The organism is Streptomyces sp. RLA012 (assembly GCF_056270325.1).
The window spans coordinates 7,162,476-7,179,955 of the sequence record NZ_JBWDPA010000002.1 but is presented as its reverse complement, the minus strand read 5'-3'; the positions used below and the strand labels follow the sequence as shown (position 1 = coordinate 7,179,955).

At 70.1% G+C, this 17,480-nt stretch carries 12 protein-coding genes, 1 tRNA gene and 2 pseudogenes; 4 read left to right on the top strand and 11 right to left on the bottom strand.

The features are described from left to right. Positions 1–86: 86 nt before the first annotated feature. The 5 genes and pseudogenes from RV986_RS32995 to RV986_RS32975 all read right to left on the bottom strand — a co-directional run bounded on the left by RV986_RS32995 (position 87) and on the right by RV986_RS32975 (position 5,908). Positions 87–1,754 (bottom strand): long-chain-fatty-acid--CoA ligase, encoded by a 1,668-nt coding sequence (locus tag RV986_RS32995; protein WP_475920863.1) that lies wholly within the window; start codon positions 1,752–1,754, stop codon positions 87–89. Positions 1,755–1,803: 49 nt separating this feature from the next. Beyond that, on the bottom strand, positions 1,804–2,274 hold the full coding sequence (locus RV986_RS32990) for a DUF3592 domain-containing protein (protein WP_475920862.1): 471 nt from the start codon (positions 2,272–2,274) through the stop codon (positions 1,804–1,806). A gap of 129 nt (positions 2,275–2,403) precedes the next feature. Continuing rightward, the gene (locus tag RV986_RS32985) at positions 2,404–3,042 is read right to left on the bottom strand and encodes a lytic polysaccharide monooxygenase auxiliary activity family 9 protein (RefSeq protein ID WP_475920861.1); all 639 of its coding nucleotides are present in this window, start codon (positions 3,040–3,042) and stop codon (positions 2,404–2,406) included. A gap of 130 nt (positions 3,043–3,172) precedes the next feature. Further along, entirely contained in the window at positions 3,173–4,330 is a 1,158-nt protein-coding gene (locus RV986_RS32980) for an SPFH domain-containing protein (protein ID WP_475920860.1), read from the bottom strand. A gap of 155 nt (positions 4,331–4,485) precedes the next feature. Then, positions 4,486–5,908 (bottom strand): annotated as a pseudogene (locus RV986_RS32975) (peptidoglycan-binding protein). Between the two features lie 182 nt (positions 5,909–6,090). Between RV986_RS32975 and RV986_RS32970 the strand changes: the two are divergent. From RV986_RS32970 to glxA, 3 genes are all read left to right on the top strand, one after another. Then, positions 6,091–6,164, top strand: a tRNA-Lys gene (locus RV986_RS32970). Between the two features lie 511 nt (positions 6,165–6,675). Continuing rightward, complete coding sequence (locus RV986_RS32965) at positions 6,676–8,661, top strand: glycosyltransferase family 2 protein (protein ID WP_475920859.1); 1,986 nt, start codon at positions 6,676–6,678, stop codon at positions 8,659–8,661. After that, entirely contained in the window at positions 8,658–10,595 is a 1,938-nt protein-coding gene (gene glxA / locus RV986_RS32960; RefSeq protein ID WP_475920858.1) for a radical copper oxidase GlxA, read from the top strand. Before RV986_RS32965 ends, glxA begins: the two co-directional genes overlap by 4 nt. A gap of 148 nt (positions 10,596–10,743) precedes the next feature. Here glxA and RV986_RS32955 read toward each other — a convergent pair whose 3' ends face one another. The 4 genes and pseudogenes from RV986_RS32955 to RV986_RS32940 form a co-directional block, all read right to left on the bottom strand. Then, positions 10,744–11,760 (bottom strand): glycoside hydrolase family 6 protein, encoded by a 1,017-nt coding sequence (locus tag RV986_RS32955; RefSeq protein ID WP_475920857.1) that lies wholly within the window; start codon positions 11,758–11,760, stop codon positions 10,744–10,746. Positions 11,761–12,261: 501 nt separating this feature from the next. Continuing rightward, positions 12,262–12,939 carry a class F sortase gene (locus RV986_RS32950; protein ID WP_475920856.1) on the bottom strand — a complete coding sequence of 226 codons (678 nt, stop codon included), beginning with the start codon at positions 12,937–12,939 and terminating at the stop codon, positions 12,262–12,264. A gap of 1 nt (position 12,940) precedes the next feature. Beyond that, positions 12,941–13,642 carry a hypothetical protein gene (locus RV986_RS32945; protein ID WP_475920855.1) on the bottom strand — a complete coding sequence of 234 codons (702 nt, stop codon included), beginning with the start codon at positions 13,640–13,642 and terminating at the stop codon, positions 12,941–12,943. 202 nt (positions 13,643–13,844) lie between these two features. After that, positions 13,845–13,994 (bottom strand): annotated as a pseudogene (locus tag RV986_RS32940) (HAD hydrolase-like protein); the annotation flags it as partial. Between the two features lie 89 nt (positions 13,995–14,083). On the opposite strand from RV986_RS32940, the gene RV986_RS32935 reads away from it, so the two are divergent. Further along, complete coding sequence (locus RV986_RS32935) at positions 14,084–14,863, top strand: HAD-IIA family hydrolase (protein WP_475920854.1); 780 nt, start codon at positions 14,084–14,086, stop codon at positions 14,861–14,863. 53 nt (positions 14,864–14,916) lie between these two features. Here RV986_RS32935 and RV986_RS32930 read toward each other — a convergent pair whose 3' ends face one another. Both RV986_RS32930 and RV986_RS32925 read right to left on the bottom strand, forming a co-directional pair. Further along, on the bottom strand, positions 14,917–15,831 hold the full coding sequence (locus tag RV986_RS32930) for a hypothetical protein (protein ID WP_475920853.1): 915 nt from the start codon (positions 15,829–15,831) through the stop codon (positions 14,917–14,919). A gap of 193 nt (positions 15,832–16,024) precedes the next feature. Next, positions 16,025–17,476: an ROK family transcriptional regulator gene (locus RV986_RS32925; protein ID WP_475920852.1), complete on the bottom strand. Its 1,452-nt coding sequence runs from the start codon at positions 17,474–17,476 to the stop codon at positions 16,025–16,027. Between the last annotated feature and the right edge of the window lie 4 nt (positions 17,477–17,480).

Sequence of the window (17,480 nt, the reverse complement as noted above, 5' to 3'; positions counted from 1 at the left end):
TGCATCCTCCCCCCATGGGGCGGAGGGGATTCCTTTGCCCCCCAAGACCTCGCCGAGAGCCCGACCGGCCCCGGTGACGCCCGGAACTACCGCGTCGTCGGCAGCAACTCCTCCCGCCCGCGCGCCCGGTACTCGACCAGCAGTTCCTCGACGTCCGTCTCCCGCAGCCTCCGGTACGCGGGCTCCCCGGTCGGCCGCCACCACACCGGGTCGGCGCAGCGGAAGCCCTCACGCCGCAGCCCCACCCGGTGGATCTTGTTGGTGGCGGTGACCGGCATCCGCTCCACGATCCGCACGAAACGGGGCGCCATCTTGGTCCCCAGGTCGGGCTGGGCGCGGAGGAAGGCGGCGAAGGCCGACGCGTCGAAGCCGGCCCCCTCGCGCGGTGCCACCGCCGCCATCACCTGGTCCCCGGCCACCGGGTCCGGTACCGCGTACACGGCCACCGCGGCGGCGTCCCGGTAGCGGGCGAGGATGTTCTCGATCATCGCGGCGGCGAGGTTCTCGCTGTCGACGCGCAGCCGGTCGTCGGTACGCCCGGCGAAGTAGAGGAAGCCCGCGGTGTCCCGGTAGAAGAGGTCACCGGTCCAGTACCAGCCCTCGCGGCGGCGGTCGGCGTCCGCGGCCGGGTTGCGCCAGTAGCCCTCGAAGGGATTACGGCCGCGGTTCACCAACTCCCCTATCGCCGCCGCCCCGTTGAGGAGCCGTCCGTCCTCGGCGAAGACGGCGGGCGGGCATTCGCTCCGCGTCCCCGGGTCGACCACCGCGAGGTCGTCGCCGGGTGCCGCCCGCCCGATCGCGCCCGTCGGGGTGCCGGGCGTCCGCTGAATGGCGGCGCCGCCCTCCGACGAGCCGTACCCCTCCACCAGCCGTACCCCGAAGCGCTCCTCGAAGGCGGCCGCGTCCACCGCCCCGGCCTCCGTCCCGAAGCCCATCCGCAGCGGGTTGTCGCGGTCGTCGGGGCGGGCGGGCGTGGCCAGCAGGTACTGCACGGCTCGGCCCACATAGGTGAAGTACGTCGCCCCGCAGGCCCGTACGTCCGCGAGGAACCCCGACGCCGAGAAGCGCCGCCGGAGCGCGATCCGGGCGCCCGCCGCCAGCGCGGGCGCCCAGTCGGCGATCACCGCGTTGCCGTGGAACATCGGCATGCAGATGTAGTGCGTGTCGTCCGGGCGCACCCCGAAGTGGTCGACCAGCGAGCGTCCGGCGGCGGCCAGCCGGCCCTGGGTGCAGATCGCGGCCTTGGGCGCGCCGGTCGAGCCGGAGGTGAAGTAGAGGAGAAGACGGGCGTCCGCCGACACGCAGGACGCCACGACCGGCTTCGCACCCTCGTACGGCGCGAGGAGGGTGCCGTACGCCTCCGTGTCGGTGACCAGGACGCGTACGCCCGGCAGTTCGAGGCCGTCGAGGAGGGGCAGGTGGACCCGCTCGGTGACCACGACGCGGCACCCGGTGTGCAGGATGTCGCGGGCCAGTTCGGGGCCGCGCCGGGTCGGGTTGATCCCGGCGACGGCGGCACCGGCGAGGGCCGCCGCGCTCAGCCACAGGGGATATTCCGGGGTGTTGTCCAGCAGCACGCCGATGTGCGGTTCGGCGCCCGGTGGCAGCAGGTCGGCGAGCAGCGCCGCCCGCGCCGCCGCGCCCGCGGCCACCCGGTGGTGGCTCAGCACCCGCCCCTCGAACCACAGTCCCGGCCGGTGGTCGCCCCACCGTTCCTGCACGAGCTCCGCGACGGTACGCCTCATGGACCCCATGGGGGCGCACGATAATTGACGTACCGTCAGATGACGAGCCGTGCGGGGGCTAAATCCCGCCGAAGAGGGCGTCGTTCGCCTGGAACACCTCGTGGTAGGTGACCATGAAGCCGATGCAGAAGGCCACGATCACCCCGAAGAACACCAGCATGCCGATCGTGCCCGCCGCCGCCTTGACCGGACTCGGCGCGTACGCCGTCGCCTTCTCCGGGCGCCCGGCGGTGTAGTGCACGGTGACGATGTCGCCCTCGACGGTCGTCGCGGGGCCGTTCGCCTCCTCGAAGCGGACGGACCTGCCCTCGCGGGTCGTGAACTCGTAGACGTGGTGCAGGGTCGTGCTCACGGAGGTGTCACCGGCACCGCCGCTGGTCGTCGTGTACGTCCGCAGACAGCGCGCCTCCGCGGTCAGCCCGCTGTTCCAGGCGCTCCTGAGCTCCAGCGAGCGGCGCACCACCCTGGCCGCGGCCAGCAGCACGACGACGATGATCAGACCCGGTACGGCATAGAAGAAGAAGTCCATGACGTTCCCCCGTTGTTCGGTTCAGCTCCACGCACGCCGTCACGGTCATGCCGACGTGCGTGGAACCTACCCGTGGGGGGTGGACGAGCGCCTCAAGGGAGGCTCAGAACATGTCCGGACGGAGCAAGGTCAGAACGTGACGTCCGCACAGGAGTAGAACGCGTTCGCCGTGTCGGCGATCGTCCACACGCCGAGGATGACGTGATGGCCGCTCAGACCGGAGGGCAGCGTGCCCGTGTGGCTGAGCGTGGACGGCGGACGCTGTCCGTTGTAGGGGACGGTCAGGAACGGTGTGGTGTTGAGGTCGGCCCTGGTCAGTGCGTGGTTCTGGTTCCAGCCGGGTTTGGTGACGAAGTACTTGAAGTCGGTCGTGGCGTGCACGGCCGTGAACTGCCAGCGGAAGGTGTAGCTCTGCCCGCCGGTGACCTTGGTCGTCGGCCAGGCCGCCCCCGAGGGGGTCTTGGGCTGGTCGAGCTGGCTGAAGTTGGTGTGGTTCGCGGAACAGATCCGGCCGTCCGCGGGACCGGCCGCCGGGAAGCCCTTCGGGCCCTCGACGCTCTGGGGCTCCCACTGGATGTCACCGCAGTTGGTGACGCTGCCGCCGCTCGCGGCACACAACTTCTGTCGGCTCAGGGGCTGGTCGGTGTAGCCGTGGGCGTCGGCTCCGCCGGTGGAGAGCACGAACGTGCCCACCGTGGCGAGGCCCACGACAGCGGCGTACAGCTTGGCTTTCCTGGTCGTGCGGATCTCGGTCGTCCGTATGCGCATGCTGCCGCTCCTGGAGGACGTGGGGGAGGTTCTCGTGAGCTGTGCGCGCGATTTTCAGGTCTAGACCAACTCTGAGATTATTGCCAGACGTTGAACATGTCCAGACCAATCGCCAAGCTGTCGGGGCCCGTCACGACGACGCCTCCCTACGACCCGTGCAGAACGCCACCGTCAAGTCCTTCACCAGCGCCTTGCGCTCGTAGTCGTCGAGTTCGACCAGCCCGCGCATGGTCAGCCGGGTCACCGTGTCCTCGACGGAGTCGACGACCGAGGTGAGCACGGTGTCCCGGTGCTGGGCGTCCAGCGCCGCGACCCGGCGGCGCTGCATCACGGCCGCGATCTCGGGGGTGTACTCGATCCGGGTCGGCTGCGCCGAGAACACCTCCAGACCCACCGGCGCCGTGTCCGCGGCGACCAGCCGGGTCAGCGCCTCGCCGACCGCGTCCGTGTTGCGCAGGGTCGCCGCGTCCTTGATGACCGCGGGCGGCGCCTCGGCCGGCAACTGCGAGAGCACCCGTGTCAGCGCCGCCTCCACACACTCCCGCAGATACGCCTCGTGGTCGTCGACCCCGAGCGCGGCGCGCACGGTGTCCTTCACCCGCCACACCACGAGCACCACCACCCGCAGCGCGGCCCCGTTCGCGTCGACCACGGACATCGGCTCACTGCGCCAGTGCCGCAGCCGTACGTCCACCCGGCGCCGCAGCGCCAGCGGGTTGATCCACATCAGCCCGGTGCGCCGGACCGTGCCCCGGTAGCGGCCGAAGAGGTCGAGCACCCAGGCCCGCCCGGTCCGGCCCCGGGCGAGCCCGCCGAACCCGAACAGACCGAGCGCGCCCGCACCGGCGTACGCGGCCCACTGCGGGGGCCCGAGTCCGGCGCCCGGGTGCCAGGACAGCCCCAGCGCCGCCCCCGCACTCGGCGGCAGCACACCCGACCACCACGAGGTGAGTACACATCCGGCCACCCCGCAGGCCCCGCCCAGCACACCCGCCACTGCGGGCAGCACCCGCGCGGGGCACTCCACCAGCTCGGGGTCGACCTCCGGCACCGGGCGCGGGGCCCGGCCGGGCACGGGCCGCCGGATCCGGGGCTGCTCGCCCGTACCGCGCCGCCGCCCCACCACGGCGGGCGCCAGCGGCACGGACACGGGCTCGGGATCGTCCCGGAAGAGCAGATGGACGGGGATCTCGGTGGTCACCTCGTTGTGGATGAGCCGGGCGGACCGGGCGGCGGTGCCGTCCGGTGTCCCGCCGGGCTCCGGGGTGGGTGGAGTCGTCGAACTCATGGCTGCCTCCATGCCTCCGCGCGTGGAAGTGTGATCCCGGCCGTGTGACGAGCCGCGTGTCGTGTCGCGTGCCGTGTCGCGTGTCGCGTGACGCGTGACGAGCCTTGCTGCGGGCCGGGCTGCGGGCCGGGCTGCGGGCCGGGTGACCAGCCCCGTTACGAGAAGAGCCGGCGCCAGGTCTCCGGCCCCGGGAAGCCGTCCGCCGCGCCACCGCGCCAGCCCTGCGCCCGCTGGAACGCCTCGACGCCCCGCCGGCCCTCCTCGCCCCACCGCGGTCCGGGCCCCGACGTGTAGAACGTGCCGAACCCCTTCTTCACCAGCCGCTCTCCGAGCCGGACGACGAATTCGTTCTCCGCCCCCGGCCGGAACATCCCGCGCCCCGGATAGCCGGGTACGGCCGGATAACCGGGTACGGAGGGAGCAGAAGAAACAGACGGGGCCGAGAAACCCTTCGCCCCCGGACCTCCCACTCCCGGACCTCCCACTCCTGAACCTCCCACTCCTGAACCTCCCGCCCCCGGACCTCCCGCCCCCGGGATGTCCCTCCCCTTCTTCCCCACCAGGTACGACCAGGTCCGCGGCCCCGGCAGCCCGTCCGCCTCCGCGCCCCACCAGCCCTGCGCCCGCTGGAACGCCTGGGTGGCCCTGCGGTCCGCGTCCGACCACCGCGGTCCCGGCCCGGTGGCGTAGAAACGCCCCGCACCCCGCTCCACGAGGAGCCGGCCCAGCCGGGTGACGTGTGCGCCCGTTCGCACCGGGACCGAAGGCGGGCCGCCCCGGGTAACGGCCGGCCCGCGCCCCCCGCTCCGTGCCGGTGGCGCCCGCGCCGCTCGCGCCCTCGGTCAGCCCCTTGTGGCGATAGGGCACATAGCGGTCCGCGTTGCTCCAGTAGGCGTATGGCGTGGACAGCCCGCGGGTGTGCGGGCGGGTCTGTTCGTAAGCGAGGTAATTCGTGTGGGTGTAGTCCGACCAGCCGCCGAAAAGGACGACGTGCGAGCCGTTCGCGGGATCCGCCGCATTGTGGAACAGAAGCATGTCGCCGGGCTGCAACTGGTCGCGGGAAATGCGCACGCCGAACGTGCCGAGACTGCCGGTCCATTCGTTTCCCCGCAGGCTCCAGGCCATCGAGACATAGCCCGAACAGTCCTGCCGGTAACCGTCCGACGAGTACGCGGTCATGCTGTACGGCACCTGGTCGGTGACCCATTTCTTGGCCCGGTTGATGATCGTCGCCCGGGTGGTCCTGGGCACCTCACCCCCGGTCCCCGGCCGCCTGGGGGAGCCCGGACCGCCTCCCGGACCGTGCAGCGGGGCCGTGCCGCCCTGCGGGCTGTCGGTGTCGTCACCTCTGGGGTCGCCCGGCCGGGCGGGTCCGTGCGCGGCGGCCACGGCCGGCACCGAAGGGCCCGCGGCGAGGACGGTGCCCGCCGCCGCGGCCAGCAGCAGCACGCCCCGTACCGCCGGATGGCCCACGGCCCCCGACACCGGGGAACAGGGGATGACCCGCCGCCAGTGTTCACATCCGGAGCAATCGCAGTCGCTCGCGGGATCGAATTCCTCGAATACCGGAGCCTTCATGAGATTCCCCTCACACCGCAGGTCCTTATCTCCGCGTTTCTGCACAGGCGTCAGTTTCGCAACTGTGCTCCCATGTCGCATGTTGACGGTCCGAATGATGTACAGGGCGCCCGCCGGCCGGGGCGAGCCGCCCCGCGGTCCGGGGCACCCTCCCAGGTCGGGTAGAGTTCTCGGGTCAGCAGGCGCCGCTAGCTCAGTTGGTTAGAGCAGCTGACTCTTAATCAGCGGGTCCGGGGTTCGAGTCCCTGGCGGCGCACCGACACCGAAGGGCCCCTCATCACCATGAGGGGCCCTTCGTCGTGCAGGCACGGGCATGGACGGGCATAGACGCGCATAGGCGCGCACGGACGGGTACACGGACAAGGGCACGAGCGCGGGGGCGCGGACACGGCATATGCGCCCGGCGTATGGGGGAGCGACCCCATCTTCGTACACGCGTCCCAATTAGCGCGTATGACCGGTTAACACCGCGTTTCGCATCTTGCGATCATGATGAACACCGTAGAACCCTGGGCGCCAAGGGACTGTCGATACATGACAGTTGGGGGCTTGACCGGTTGCGGCCATGGGGGGTTGGGGGCCCCGTTCATGAACCGATGCCGAGGGGGGCATCATGCAACCGGAAGGTCGCGTTTCTATGTCTCTGCTGTGTGGACGATGTGGCGACGCCGACCTGCCAGTATGCGTTCGCGATGGTCAAGGGGGACTTGAGCGGACGACAAGAACCGACTGACACGCACCTGACCGTGCGTGCGGGGGGATGACTCATGACGTCGACGCCGACGGGCGCCCGGCAGAACTTCGACCCGTCAGAGACGACCCAGCTCCGTGTGCCTTCGCACCGGACCGGCAGCTTCCGCAGAATCAAGAAGACCCTGCCGAGATACGACTACGAGCACTACAGCCGACTCGCGGGTCCCCTCACACAGCCCGATCCGAACAAGCCGTACAAGGTGCAGTACCGCTCGCTGCTGTCCCAGGAGCCGCACCGCATACGAGCCGCTCTGATGCTGGGCGCCGCGCCGCTGCTGTCGCTGATCCTGCTGGGCTGGCTGCTCCAGCCGGAGCACTGGACCGAGCGCGACTACCCGGCCTACGACTTCCTGCCGGCGCTCGACATCGTGATGCTGGTCTCGATCGGTCTGATCGAGTTCTTCCGCTGCATGAACGTGCTGTCGAACGCGCACGCGACCCTGGTCGCCCGCGACCCGATCCCGGTGGTTCCGGAGACCGGCACCAGAGTCGCCTTCCTCACCTCCTTCGTGCCCGGCAAGGAGCCCCTCGCCATGGTGACGAAGACCCTGGAGGCGGCCGTCAGGCTGCGCCACCGGGGCCTTCTGCACGTCTGGCTCCTCGACGAGGGCGACGACCCGGCGGTCAAGGAGGTCTGCAAGCGCCTGGGCGTGCAGCACTTCTCCCGCAAGGGGGTCGCGAAGTGGAACCAGGCCAAGGGCGCACACCGCGCCAAGACCAAGCACGGCAACTACAACGCCTGGCTGGAGGCGCACGGCGACGAGTACGACTTCTTCGCCTCCGTCGACACCGACCACGTGCCGCTGCCCAACTACCTGGAGCGGATGCTCGGCTTCTTCCGCGACCCGGACATCGGCTTCGTCATCGGCCCGCAGGTGTACGGCAACTACGACAACCCCATCACCAAGGCCGCCGAGTCCCAGCAGTTCCTCTTCCACGCGCTGATCCAGCGGGCCGGCAACCGCTACGGCTCGCCGATGTTCGTGGGCACCTCGAACGCCGTACGCATCAGGGCGCTCAAGCAGATCGGCGGACTGTACGACTCGATCACCGAGGACATGGCGACCGGCTTCGAGATGCACCGCGCGAAGAACCCGGCGACGGGGAAGAAGTGGCGCTCGGTCTACACCCCGGACGTCCTCGCGGTCGGTGAGGGCCCGAACGCCTGGACGGACTTCTTCACCCAGCAGCTGCGCTGGTCCCGGGGTACGTACGAGACGATCCTCAAGCAGTACTGGAAGGGCTTCTTCTCGCTGCCGCCGAGCAAGCTCTTCAACTACACCATGATGATCATCTTCTATCCGATGTCCGCCCTCAACTGGATCCTCGCGGCGCTGAGCTGCGCACTCTTCCTGGGCCTGGGCGCATCCGGTGTGAACATCGACCCGACGGTCTGGCTGATGCTGTACGGCAACGCCTCCGCGCTGCAGATCGGCCTGTACGTGTGGAACCGCCGGCACAACGTCTCCCCGCACGAGCCCGAGGGCTCCGGCGGCGTGGCGGGCATGATCATGTCGGCGCTCTCCGCGCCGATCTACGCCCGCTCGCTGATGGACACGGTGCTGCGCCGCAAGAGCAAGTTCGTGGTGACCCCCAAGGGTGACTCGGCGAGCCCCGACACACTGTTCGGGACCTTCCGGATCCACCTGTTCTTCATCCTGGTCTTCGCCGGCTCGATCGTCGCCGGACTCCTGCTCGGGCACTCCCACCCCGCGATGATCACCTGGGCCTCCTTCGCCCTGCTGATCACCGCCTCGCCGATCCTCGCCTGGCGCTGGTCGCTGCGCCAGGCGAAGAAGCCTCCGGCGCCGCCCGAGGAGACCGTGCCGCTTCCCGCACCGTCCTCGGTGCCCCAGCAGGAGCAGCACGCGACGCATGCCCCGCATGCCCCGCAGCACAAGCCCAGTTGGGCCGCGGCGCAGGGCGCCGGCAGCGGAGGCGGCAACGGCGGAGGCAACGAACAGACCATGCAGATTTCCCTTGGGGGACATAAGAAATGAAAGACGGTGCCCGTCGCCGCCGTGCTCGTCGTCTTGCGATAGGCGGGGCGGTGGTGCTCGCGCTGGCCGGGATGAACGGGCCGTGGGTGTACCGCTTCAGCACGGAGAAGTACCACGACTACACGATCAACAAGCCCGAGTACAAGGCCGAGAACGGGCACTGGGACATCATCCAGTTCCCCGAGGAGTACAGACAGAACACCATCCACGCGGCGCTGCTGCACACCGGCAAGATCCTGCTGATCGCGGGCTCGGGCAACAACCAGGACAACTTCGACGCGAAGAAGTTCGACACGCGGATCTGGGACCCGGTCAAGGGCACCATCAAGAGGATCCCGACGCCCGCCGACCTGTTCTGCACGGGTCACACCCAGCTCGCCAACGGCAATCTGCTGATCGCGGGCGGCACCAAGCGGTACGAGACGCTGAAGGGTGACGTCACCAAGGCCGGCGGTCTGATGGTCGTCCACAACGAGAACCCGGACAAGCCGATCACGCTGCCCGCGGGCACCAGGTTCACCGGCAAGGAGAACGGCAAGACGTTCGTCTCCAAGGACCCGGTGCTCGTCCCGCGCGCGAAGAAGGTCTTCGACAAGGCGACCGGCACGTTCCTGCGCAACGACCCGGGCCTCGGCCGTATCTACGTCGAGGCACAGCAGAGCGGCCAGAAGTACGAGACGGGCACCCAGGACAACTACCGCATCCAGGGCCTGACCGGCGCCGACGCCCGCAACACCTACGGCATCGCGCAGAAGCTCGCCCTGGACAAGAAGGACTTCCAGGGCATCCGGGACGCGTACGAGTTCGATCCGGTCGCCGAGAAGTACATCAAGGTCGACCCGATGAACGAGGCCCGCTGGTACCCGACGCTCACCACCCTGAGCGACGGCAAGATCCTCAGCCTCTCCGGTCTGGACGAGATCGGCCAGCTGGTCCCGGGCAAGAACGAGGTGTTCGACCCGAAGACCAAGAAGTGGACGTACACCAAGGGAATCCGCCAGTTCCCGACCTACCCGGCGATCTCCCTGATGCAGAACGGCGAGATGTTCTACTCGGGCGCGAACGCGGGCTACGGACCGGACAACGTGGGCCGCGACCCGGGCATCTGGGACGTGGCCACCAACAAGTTCACCAAGCTGCCGGGCCTGAGCGACCCCAACATGATGGAGACGGCCGGCACGGTGCTGCTGCCGCCCGCGCAGGACGAGAAGTACCTGGTGATCGGCGGCGGCGGGGTCGGCGAGTCCAAGCTGTCCAGCAAGAAGACCCGGCTGATCGACCTCAAGGACAAGAACCCGAGGTTCGTGGACGGGCCCGAGCTGGGGAAGGGCACCCGCTACCCGCAGTCCTCGATCCTGCCCGACGACAGCGTCCTGGTCTCCGGCGGCTCCGAGGACTATCGCGGGCGCAGCGACTCGAACATCCTCCAGGCGCGGATCTACGACACGAAGTCGAAGACCTTCGACCGGGTCGCCGATCCGTTGGTGGGCCGCAACTACCACTCGGGCTCGATCCTGCTGCCCGACGGCCGGGTGATGTTCTTCGGCTCCAACTCGCTCTACGCGGACAAGGCCAACACCAAACCGGCCACGTTCGAGCAGCGCATCGAGATCTACAGACCGCCGTACCTCTACCGGGACTCGCAGCCCGAGCTCTCCGGCGGCCCGAAGACGATCGCGCGCGGCGACTCGGCGACGTTCGCCTCGCGGCACGCGTCGGCCATCAAGACGGCCCGTCTGATCCGGCCGAGCGCGTCCACCCATGTCACCGATGTCGACCAGCGTTCCATCGCGCTGGACTTCAAGAAGGCGAAGAACGGGATCACGGTGACCGTGCCGAAGAACCGGAATCTCGTGGAGTCCGGCTGGTACATGCTGTTCGTGACGGACGACCAGGGGACGCCGAGCAAGGCGCAGTGGGTCAAGGTTCCCTGATTGCAGTGGATCAAGGTTCCCTGATCGCAGTGGGTCAGGGTTCCCTGATTTCCGAGAGGTGTACGTGACTGCGGGCGCCCTTCTCGCGAAGGGCGCCCGCAACGTGTTCAGGGGCGCGGGGCCGTGACGTACGGCCCCGGCCCCGAGCTCAGCCGCTGGCCTTTGCGAGCTTCAACGCGTACTCCGCCCACCACTCGCCCGCCTTCGGACCCCCCTTGCACTCCCCGTCCGACTCCCCCGGCCGCTTGACCCAGAGATACGCGTCGACGAGCGGGTCGGCGGTCTTGGTCGTCGGGGTCTCCCCCAGCGCCCGCCCCGGCGGATTGCACCAGTTCTCGTCCGCCTCGCCTGCCGTGTACGGGCCGTTGCCGTTGCGGCTGGTGTCGATGACGAAGTGCTTGCCGTCGACCTTCGCGGACAACTGCTTGCCGTAGGCGATGGAGTCCTCGGTCGAGTAGAAGTTGGAGACGTTCACCGCGAAGCCGTCGGCCTGGTCGATGCCCGCCTGCTTGAGCGGCTGGAAGATCTCGTCGGGATGGCCCCAGCCGGCGTTGCCCGCGTCCAGGTACACCTTGGTGTTCTTCAGGGACTTGAGCTTGGTGATCGCGGTCTTGAGCAGGAAGTAGCGCTCCTCCTGGAACTGCTCCGGAGTGCACTGGTTGACCAGGTGCAGGATCGCGTCCGGCTCCAGGATCACCGTGGCGGGCCGGTCCTCGATGCCACGGGCGACCCCGTCGATCCAGGCCTTGTAGGCGTCGCCGTCCGCCGCGCCGCCCTGTGAGAACTGGCCGCAGTCGCGGTGCGGGATGTTGTAGAGGACCAGGATGGCGGCCCGGTCGGCCTGCTGCGCCGCCTCGGTGAAGCCGCGCGCCTCCTGCTCCGGATTCTCGGTCCCGATCCACTCGCCGGTCGGCTGCTCCGCTATCTTGCGGATCTGCTCGGCGTCGTCCTTCTTGCCCGCCTTGACGTACGTGGCGACCTGCTCGGCCGCGTTGCCCGCCGGATTGACCCAGAACGGGTCGGAGTTCTTGGGCTGTTGTGTGATCTTGGAACCGGAACCGTCGCCCTTGTCCGCGCCGCCCCCGGAGGAACACCCCGCGAGCAGCAACAACGCCCCCACCACCGCAACGGACGCCCGTGCCCCGGCCCCCCTACTGCCGTACATGCAACTCCCCCTCGGGTGCACTGTCCTAAGGGTCAATCGTGACATAGGTGTCGCCTCGCCCACGAGATCGCCCAAACCTTGTCGGTGAGCTGTTACAGCCCAGGGCCTCCCGGCGGACCGGACGTCGGGGCCGTCCCGCACACCGTCCCGCGGGCCGCCCCGTCGACCGTCCGTGAACCGTCCGGTCACGTGTGAAGCGTCGCCCGGATCCCCCGCGGAAGCGGCCGTCACCTGCGCTGATCACACAGGGCCACGGGTTGTCGACTTGGCGTCAAACAGCCCCTAGGCCGGCGCGCTCATACGTTCTAGAGTTGCCTCGAACGGCCCCAGTACCTCCCGCGCCGGTCGCCGGGTTACTCCCGCAGCCCGTGCGCGCGCGGTCGAGGACCAGCCCGGTCGGCGGCCCCGGGGGGAGCGGGTCGCCGACTGGGCCAGGTGGAACCAAGTGGACCAGGTGGAACCAGGTGGAACGGGTGAGCTGCACCCGCCCGAGTCGCCCGCTCAGCGCCCGCGGCCGGTGAGGTACGCCGATACGACCACGTTCGCCGTGTAGGTGCGGCTCACCCGGTCGAAGGTGCCGCCGCAGGTGACGAGCCGCAGCTCGGGCCGCCCCGACTGCCGTGGCCCGTAGGCCTGTCGGGCGTCGAAGCGGTCGCGCGGGAAGACCTGGACGTCGTCCACGGTGAACTCGGCGACCGTGTCGTCGTCGCGGACCACCCGGACCGTCTGGCCCGGCTGTACCGCGCTGAGCTTGTAGAAGACCGCGGGCCGGGCCTCGGTGTCGACGTGCCCCACGAACAGCGCGGTCCCGGCCGCCCCCGGCCGCACCCCGGCGGCGTACCAGCCGACCACGCCCGGCTGGTCGAAGGGCGGCGGGTCGATGGCTCCCCGCGCGTCGAGCCCACGGCCCACGACCGGGGCCTGCACTCCCATCGACGGGATGTCGATGCGCTGCGGGGCGGCGTTCGCCATCGGCTTCAGCGCGGGCGGCAGCCGCACCTCCGGCGGCCGTCCGACCGCCGCGATGTCCCCCGTCGTCGGCGCCGATATCCCCTGCCGAACGTCGGTCACCTCACGGCCCCACAGCCACAGCCCGAGCAGCAGTGCCACCCAGGCGACGCCGGTCAGCAGCCGCCCGGTACCGGAGGAACGCTCGTGTTCCGAAAGGTCGTCGGGCATGTCAGTCGCGGGTGCCGCGGCCCCGGCGCGCGCTGCGGACCGCGACCGCCACCGCCGCGACGCTCGCGAGGACGAGGCCGATCACCGTCTGCTTGGTACCGGGACCGGCCGACCTGACGTCCACGGAGGCGAAGTGCGCGGTACCGCCGCCCCCCGCGTGCACGGGGGCGACGGGCGAGGCGGGGACGGCGGAGGCACCGGGGACGGTCGGGACACCAGGAATGGCCGAGACGCCGGGGATGCTGGAGACGCCAGAGACATTACGGATGCCGGGAACACTGGGGATGCTGCCGATCCCGGGAGAGACCGCGGCGGTCGGTCCGCCCGGAGCGGAGACCGTGAAGGTCCCCTTGACCTGGTCCTGGTCCTGGTCCTGGTCCTGGTCCTTGTCCTGGTCCTGGCCCCGGTCCCGGTCCTGGTGACCGTCGCAGCTGACCGTGACGTCGTACGCGCCGGACGTGGCCGACGAGCGGACGCGGGTCTCGCCGACCAGCACCCCGCCCTGGCCCGTGAGCCGCGCGTCCGAGACGAACGCCGTGGAGACCGCGGTACCGGTCGTCCCCGCGCAGCCGGCCGCCCGAAGTTGGATGTCGCTGCCGGCGGCCGGGGACGCGGGCACGACCGAGACGCCGCTGTCGGATGCGTACGCCGTGGAAGTGAACGCCGTCGCGAGCACCGCACCGGCACAGAGAGTGAGTCGCACACAGAGAGTGCGTCGCCATGAGCCCATCGTGAACCTCCAGATATCTGGAGACTCCCCCCGCGGGCCGCCCGTCGCATCCTCAGACGCCCCGGACTGCTCCGTACGGGTCCCAAAAGGGTCCCAAACGGTTTGACGCGTCCCGTAGAAGCCCTGGAAGCCCACGGAAGCCCTGGACTCGCGTCCCCTGAAATCCCGAGCCCTGGACCCGGTCGACGAGGTCCGCGATCGAGTCCACGATCCGGGAGGGCCGGAAGGGGTACTGCTCGATCTCGTCGCGCGTGGTCAGCCCGGTGAGAACCAGGTAGGTCTCCATGCCCGCCTCCAGCCCGGCCAGCACGTCCGTGTGGTTGCGGTGAAGTCCCTGGTCAAGCCAGCGGCCTTCGACCTGATGAATGAATACCATGGCCACTCCACAGGCCAACAGGGCAGGAGTCCGCACCCATGACAGAGCGCAAGCCCATCGAATCGTGGCTCACCGACATGGACGGCGTGCTCATGCACGAGGGGGTTCCGGTGCCCGGAGCCGACGCCTTCATCAAGAAGCTGCGCGAGTCCGGCAAGCCCTTCCTCGTACTCACCAACAACTCGATCTACACAGCGCGCGACCTACAAGCCCGGCTGAACCGGATCGGCCTCGACGTGCCGGTGCAGAACATCTGGACCTCCGCTCTGGCGACCGCCAAGTTCCTGGACACCCAACACCCCGGCGGCACCGCCTACGTCATCGGTGAAGCCGGGCTGACGACCGCACTGCACGACGTCGGCTACGTGCTGAGCGATGCGGACCCAGATTTCGTGATCTTGGGTGAAACTCGGACCTATTCATTCGAGGCGCTGACGAAGGCGATCCGGCTCATCAACGACGGCGCCCGGTTCATCGCCACCAACCCGGACAACACGGGACCCTCTCCCGAGGGCGCCCTGCCCGCGACCGGTTCCGTCGCCGCACTGATCACGAAGGCGACCGGCAAGGAGCCGTACTTCGTCGGCAAGCCGAACCCGCTGATGATGCGGACCGGGCTGAACGTCATCGGAGCACATTCCGAGACCTCCGCCATGATTGGTGACCGCATGGACACAGACGTGCTGGCGGGCCTGGAGGCCGGGATGGAGACGTTCCTGGTCCTCACCGGACTCACGGGCAAGGGCGACATCGACCGCTACCCGTACCGCCCGACCAAGGTCGTGGACTCCATCGCGGATCTTGTCGACCTTGTTTGATCGTGTGACCGTCTCGCACCACTGGCCCGGGTTCGCGGCCCGGGTCTCTGGTCTCAACGGCGCCTGAACCATGCCCGGCGGGACACCGCGAGCAGGGCCGCTCCCGCCGCGAACAGCACGGCGCCCGCCGCCACGCCGAGCCCGTGGGATGCGCCCTGCCCCGTCCTGGCCAACTCGTCCGCGGACTGCTCCCCTTCCCGTTCCTTGCCTACGACGTCACCGGCAGCAGTGGCGGTGGCGGTGGCGGTGGCGGTGCCACTGCGGTCGGGAGCCGGACTCGTACCGCCGTCGACTCCGCCGCCATCGCCGCCCCCGTCGCTCCCACCACCCCCGCCGCCCCCGTCGCCCCCGTCGCCCCCGTCGCTCGCTGTACTCTCGTCCTCGATCCGAAACCGGTACGCGTTCGACTCCCCCACCCAGTCCCCGTCGTCGTTGTGCCGCTGCACCACGGCCGCGTTGGCGACGACGTCGTTCGGCACGGCGGCGTCGGAGGTCACGGAGAGCCGGATCCTCACGGTGAGCGTCCGGCCCGGTCCGATCGTGAACCCCGGGAACCCGTCGTCGAACGCCCCGATGTTCTCCTCCTCGGCGCTCTTCTCGAACTCGACCGGATGCGCGCGCTCCCCCTCGTAGAACTCCAGCTGCGCCTGCTCCGGCCGCAACACCCGCTTGCTGTCCACAAGCACGACGATCGGGTGGATGTTGCCGCAGGTGTGCGCCGTGGTGTTGGTCAGGTCGAGGTACCAGGTCCCGAAGTCACCACCCACGTCGTACGCGTCGGGGCCCCCGTGGATCCGGGTCTTGATGGGAAAGGCCCGGGTATCGGGGGCGGTGCAGGTGGGCCGGGGGTTCGCGGCGGCTCCCAGGGGGGTGATCGCGTCCGCGGCGGCGGGCGCGGGCGCGGGACCGAACCCCAGGGCGGAGGCGGCGGCGGTCAGGGCGAAGGGGCGGGTCTTGCGCAGTCGCATGTGGGGCCTTCAGGCGGTACCGGGCAACGGCCACGTGACCCTTCCACCCGGGCAGGCCCCTACCGACCCGCCACGCCCGGATACAACCCACTCGGCCCCGGAAGTCCCCTCGTTCGGCCGAGCCGAGCCGAGCTGAGCCGAGCCGAGCCGAGCCGAGCCGCTCAGCCCATCCCCGTCCGGCAGGGGTCCCGCCTCATCCTTCCCCCCGCCCGAACAGCGGCGCCAACAGCAACTGAGCCGCTCCCTCCGCGACCCCTCGCGCCCCTCCCGGCGCGACCCGTACCGGAACCGCCCCGTCGTTCAGGCCCTCCCACCGGGCCCGCTCGTCGAGAACGGCACCGACGCCCCGTACGAACGCTTCCTGATGCGCCGCGACGGTACGCCCGCCGAGCAGCACGAGGTCGATGTCCAGCAGCCCCACCAGATTCGCGGCGCCCACCCCGAGTACGCGCGCCGCCTCCTGCACAGCGCCACGGGCCACCGCCGCGAGGCACAGCGCCTCGATGCAGCCGCGGTTGCCACAACCGCACGGGGGCCCGTCCAGCTGCACGACCTGGTGTCCGAACTCCCCCGCCCCGGTACGCGCCCCCCGATGCACGGCCCCACCGATCACGAGCCCGGCCCCCAGCCCCGTACCGAGATGCAGATAGGCGAAGGAGGCGGGAGAGGCAGCGGCTCCGCCCCAGGAGTCGGCCTCACCCCCGGGGTCAGCCGTACCCCCGGAGTCGGCCGTACTCACGGAATCAGCCACACCTCCGGAGTCAGCCGTACCCACGGAATCAGCCACACCTCCGGAGTCGACCTCACCCCCGGGGCCAGCCGTACCCACGGAGTCGGCCACACCTCCGGAGTCAGCCGTACCCCCGGAGTCGGCCACACCGCCGGAGTCGACCTCACCCCCGGAGTCAGCCACGCCCGCGAAATCTGCCGTACCCGCGGATTCGCCCACACCCCCGCGGCCACCCCAGCCCCCCGCCCGAACCCCATCCCCCACCACCGCGAGCCCCAACGCGGCCGCGTTCGTGTCCTTGTCCACCACCACCGGTACCCCCAGCCGCCCCGCCAGGGCGTCCCGCAGCGGAAACCCGTCCCACTCCGGGAACCCGGTGACCCGGTGCAGTACGCCCCGCACATGATCGAGCGGCCCCGGCAGCGCGACCCCCGCCCCCAGTACGGACACCCCGGCTCCCGCGAGCAGCGCCTCGACCTCTCCCGCCGCCGACTCGACGACCGCCTCCGCTCCGGCTCCCAGGTCGAGCGGAACCCTCCGCTCGGCGACCACCGTTCCGGTGAGATCGCAGAGCACGGCCGTCAGCTCGTCCCGGTCGAGGTGCAGCCCGACGGCGTGCCCGGCCTCCGGAACGAGCCGCAGCACGGTACGCGGCTTGCCGCCGGTCGACGCGCGGCGCCCCGCCTCCGCCGCCAGCCCGTCCGCCCGCAGCCGGGCAGTGATCTTGCTGACGGCCTGCGGGGTCAGCCCGGTGCGCTCGGCGAGTTCGAGACGGCTGATGCCGGCCGCCCCGGCGGTGCGCAGCAGATCGAGCACGAGCGCCGCGTTGTGACTGCGCAGGCCCAGCAGATTCACCCCCGCCCCCTCGCCCCGCCCCGGCAGGGCCACTCCCGACTCCGCATTGGTCCTGTTCACGCAG

Bases quoted from the DNA above. Each gene is read 5' to 3' on its own strand.
- RV986_RS32995 (WP_475920863.1), bottom strand. From the start codon at position 1,754: ATGGGGTCCATGAGGCGTACCGTCGCGGAGCTCGTGCAGGAACGGTGG.
- RV986_RS32990 (WP_475920862.1), bottom strand. From the start codon at position 2,274: ATGGACTTCTTCTTCTATGCCGTACCGGGTCTGATCATCGTCGTCGTG.
- RV986_RS32985 (WP_475920861.1), bottom strand. From the start codon at position 3,042: ATGCGCATACGGACGACCGAGATCCGCACGACCAGGAAAGCCAAGCTG.
- RV986_RS32980 (WP_475920860.1), bottom strand. From the start codon at position 4,330: ATGAGTTCGACGACTCCACCCACCCCGGAGCCCGGCGGGACACCGGAC.
- RV986_RS32965 (WP_475920859.1), top strand. From the start codon at position 6,676: ATGACGTCGACGCCGACGGGCGCCCGGCAGAACTTCGACCCGTCAGAG.
- glxA (WP_475920858.1), top strand. From the start codon at position 8,658: ATGAAAGACGGTGCCCGTCGCCGCCGTGCTCGTCGTCTTGCGATAGGC.
- RV986_RS32955 (WP_475920857.1), bottom strand. From the start codon at position 11,760: ATGTACGGCAGTAGGGGGGCCGGGGCACGGGCGTCCGTTGCGGTGGTG.
- RV986_RS32950 (WP_475920856.1), bottom strand. From the start codon at position 12,939: ATGCCCGACGACCTTTCGGAACACGAGCGTTCCTCCGGTACCGGGCGG.
- RV986_RS32935 (WP_475920854.1), top strand. From the start codon at position 14,084: ATGACAGAGCGCAAGCCCATCGAATCGTGGCTCACCGACATGGACGGC.
- RV986_RS32930 (WP_475920853.1), bottom strand. From the start codon at position 15,831: ATGCGACTGCGCAAGACCCGCCCCTTCGCCCTGACCGCCGCCGCCTCC.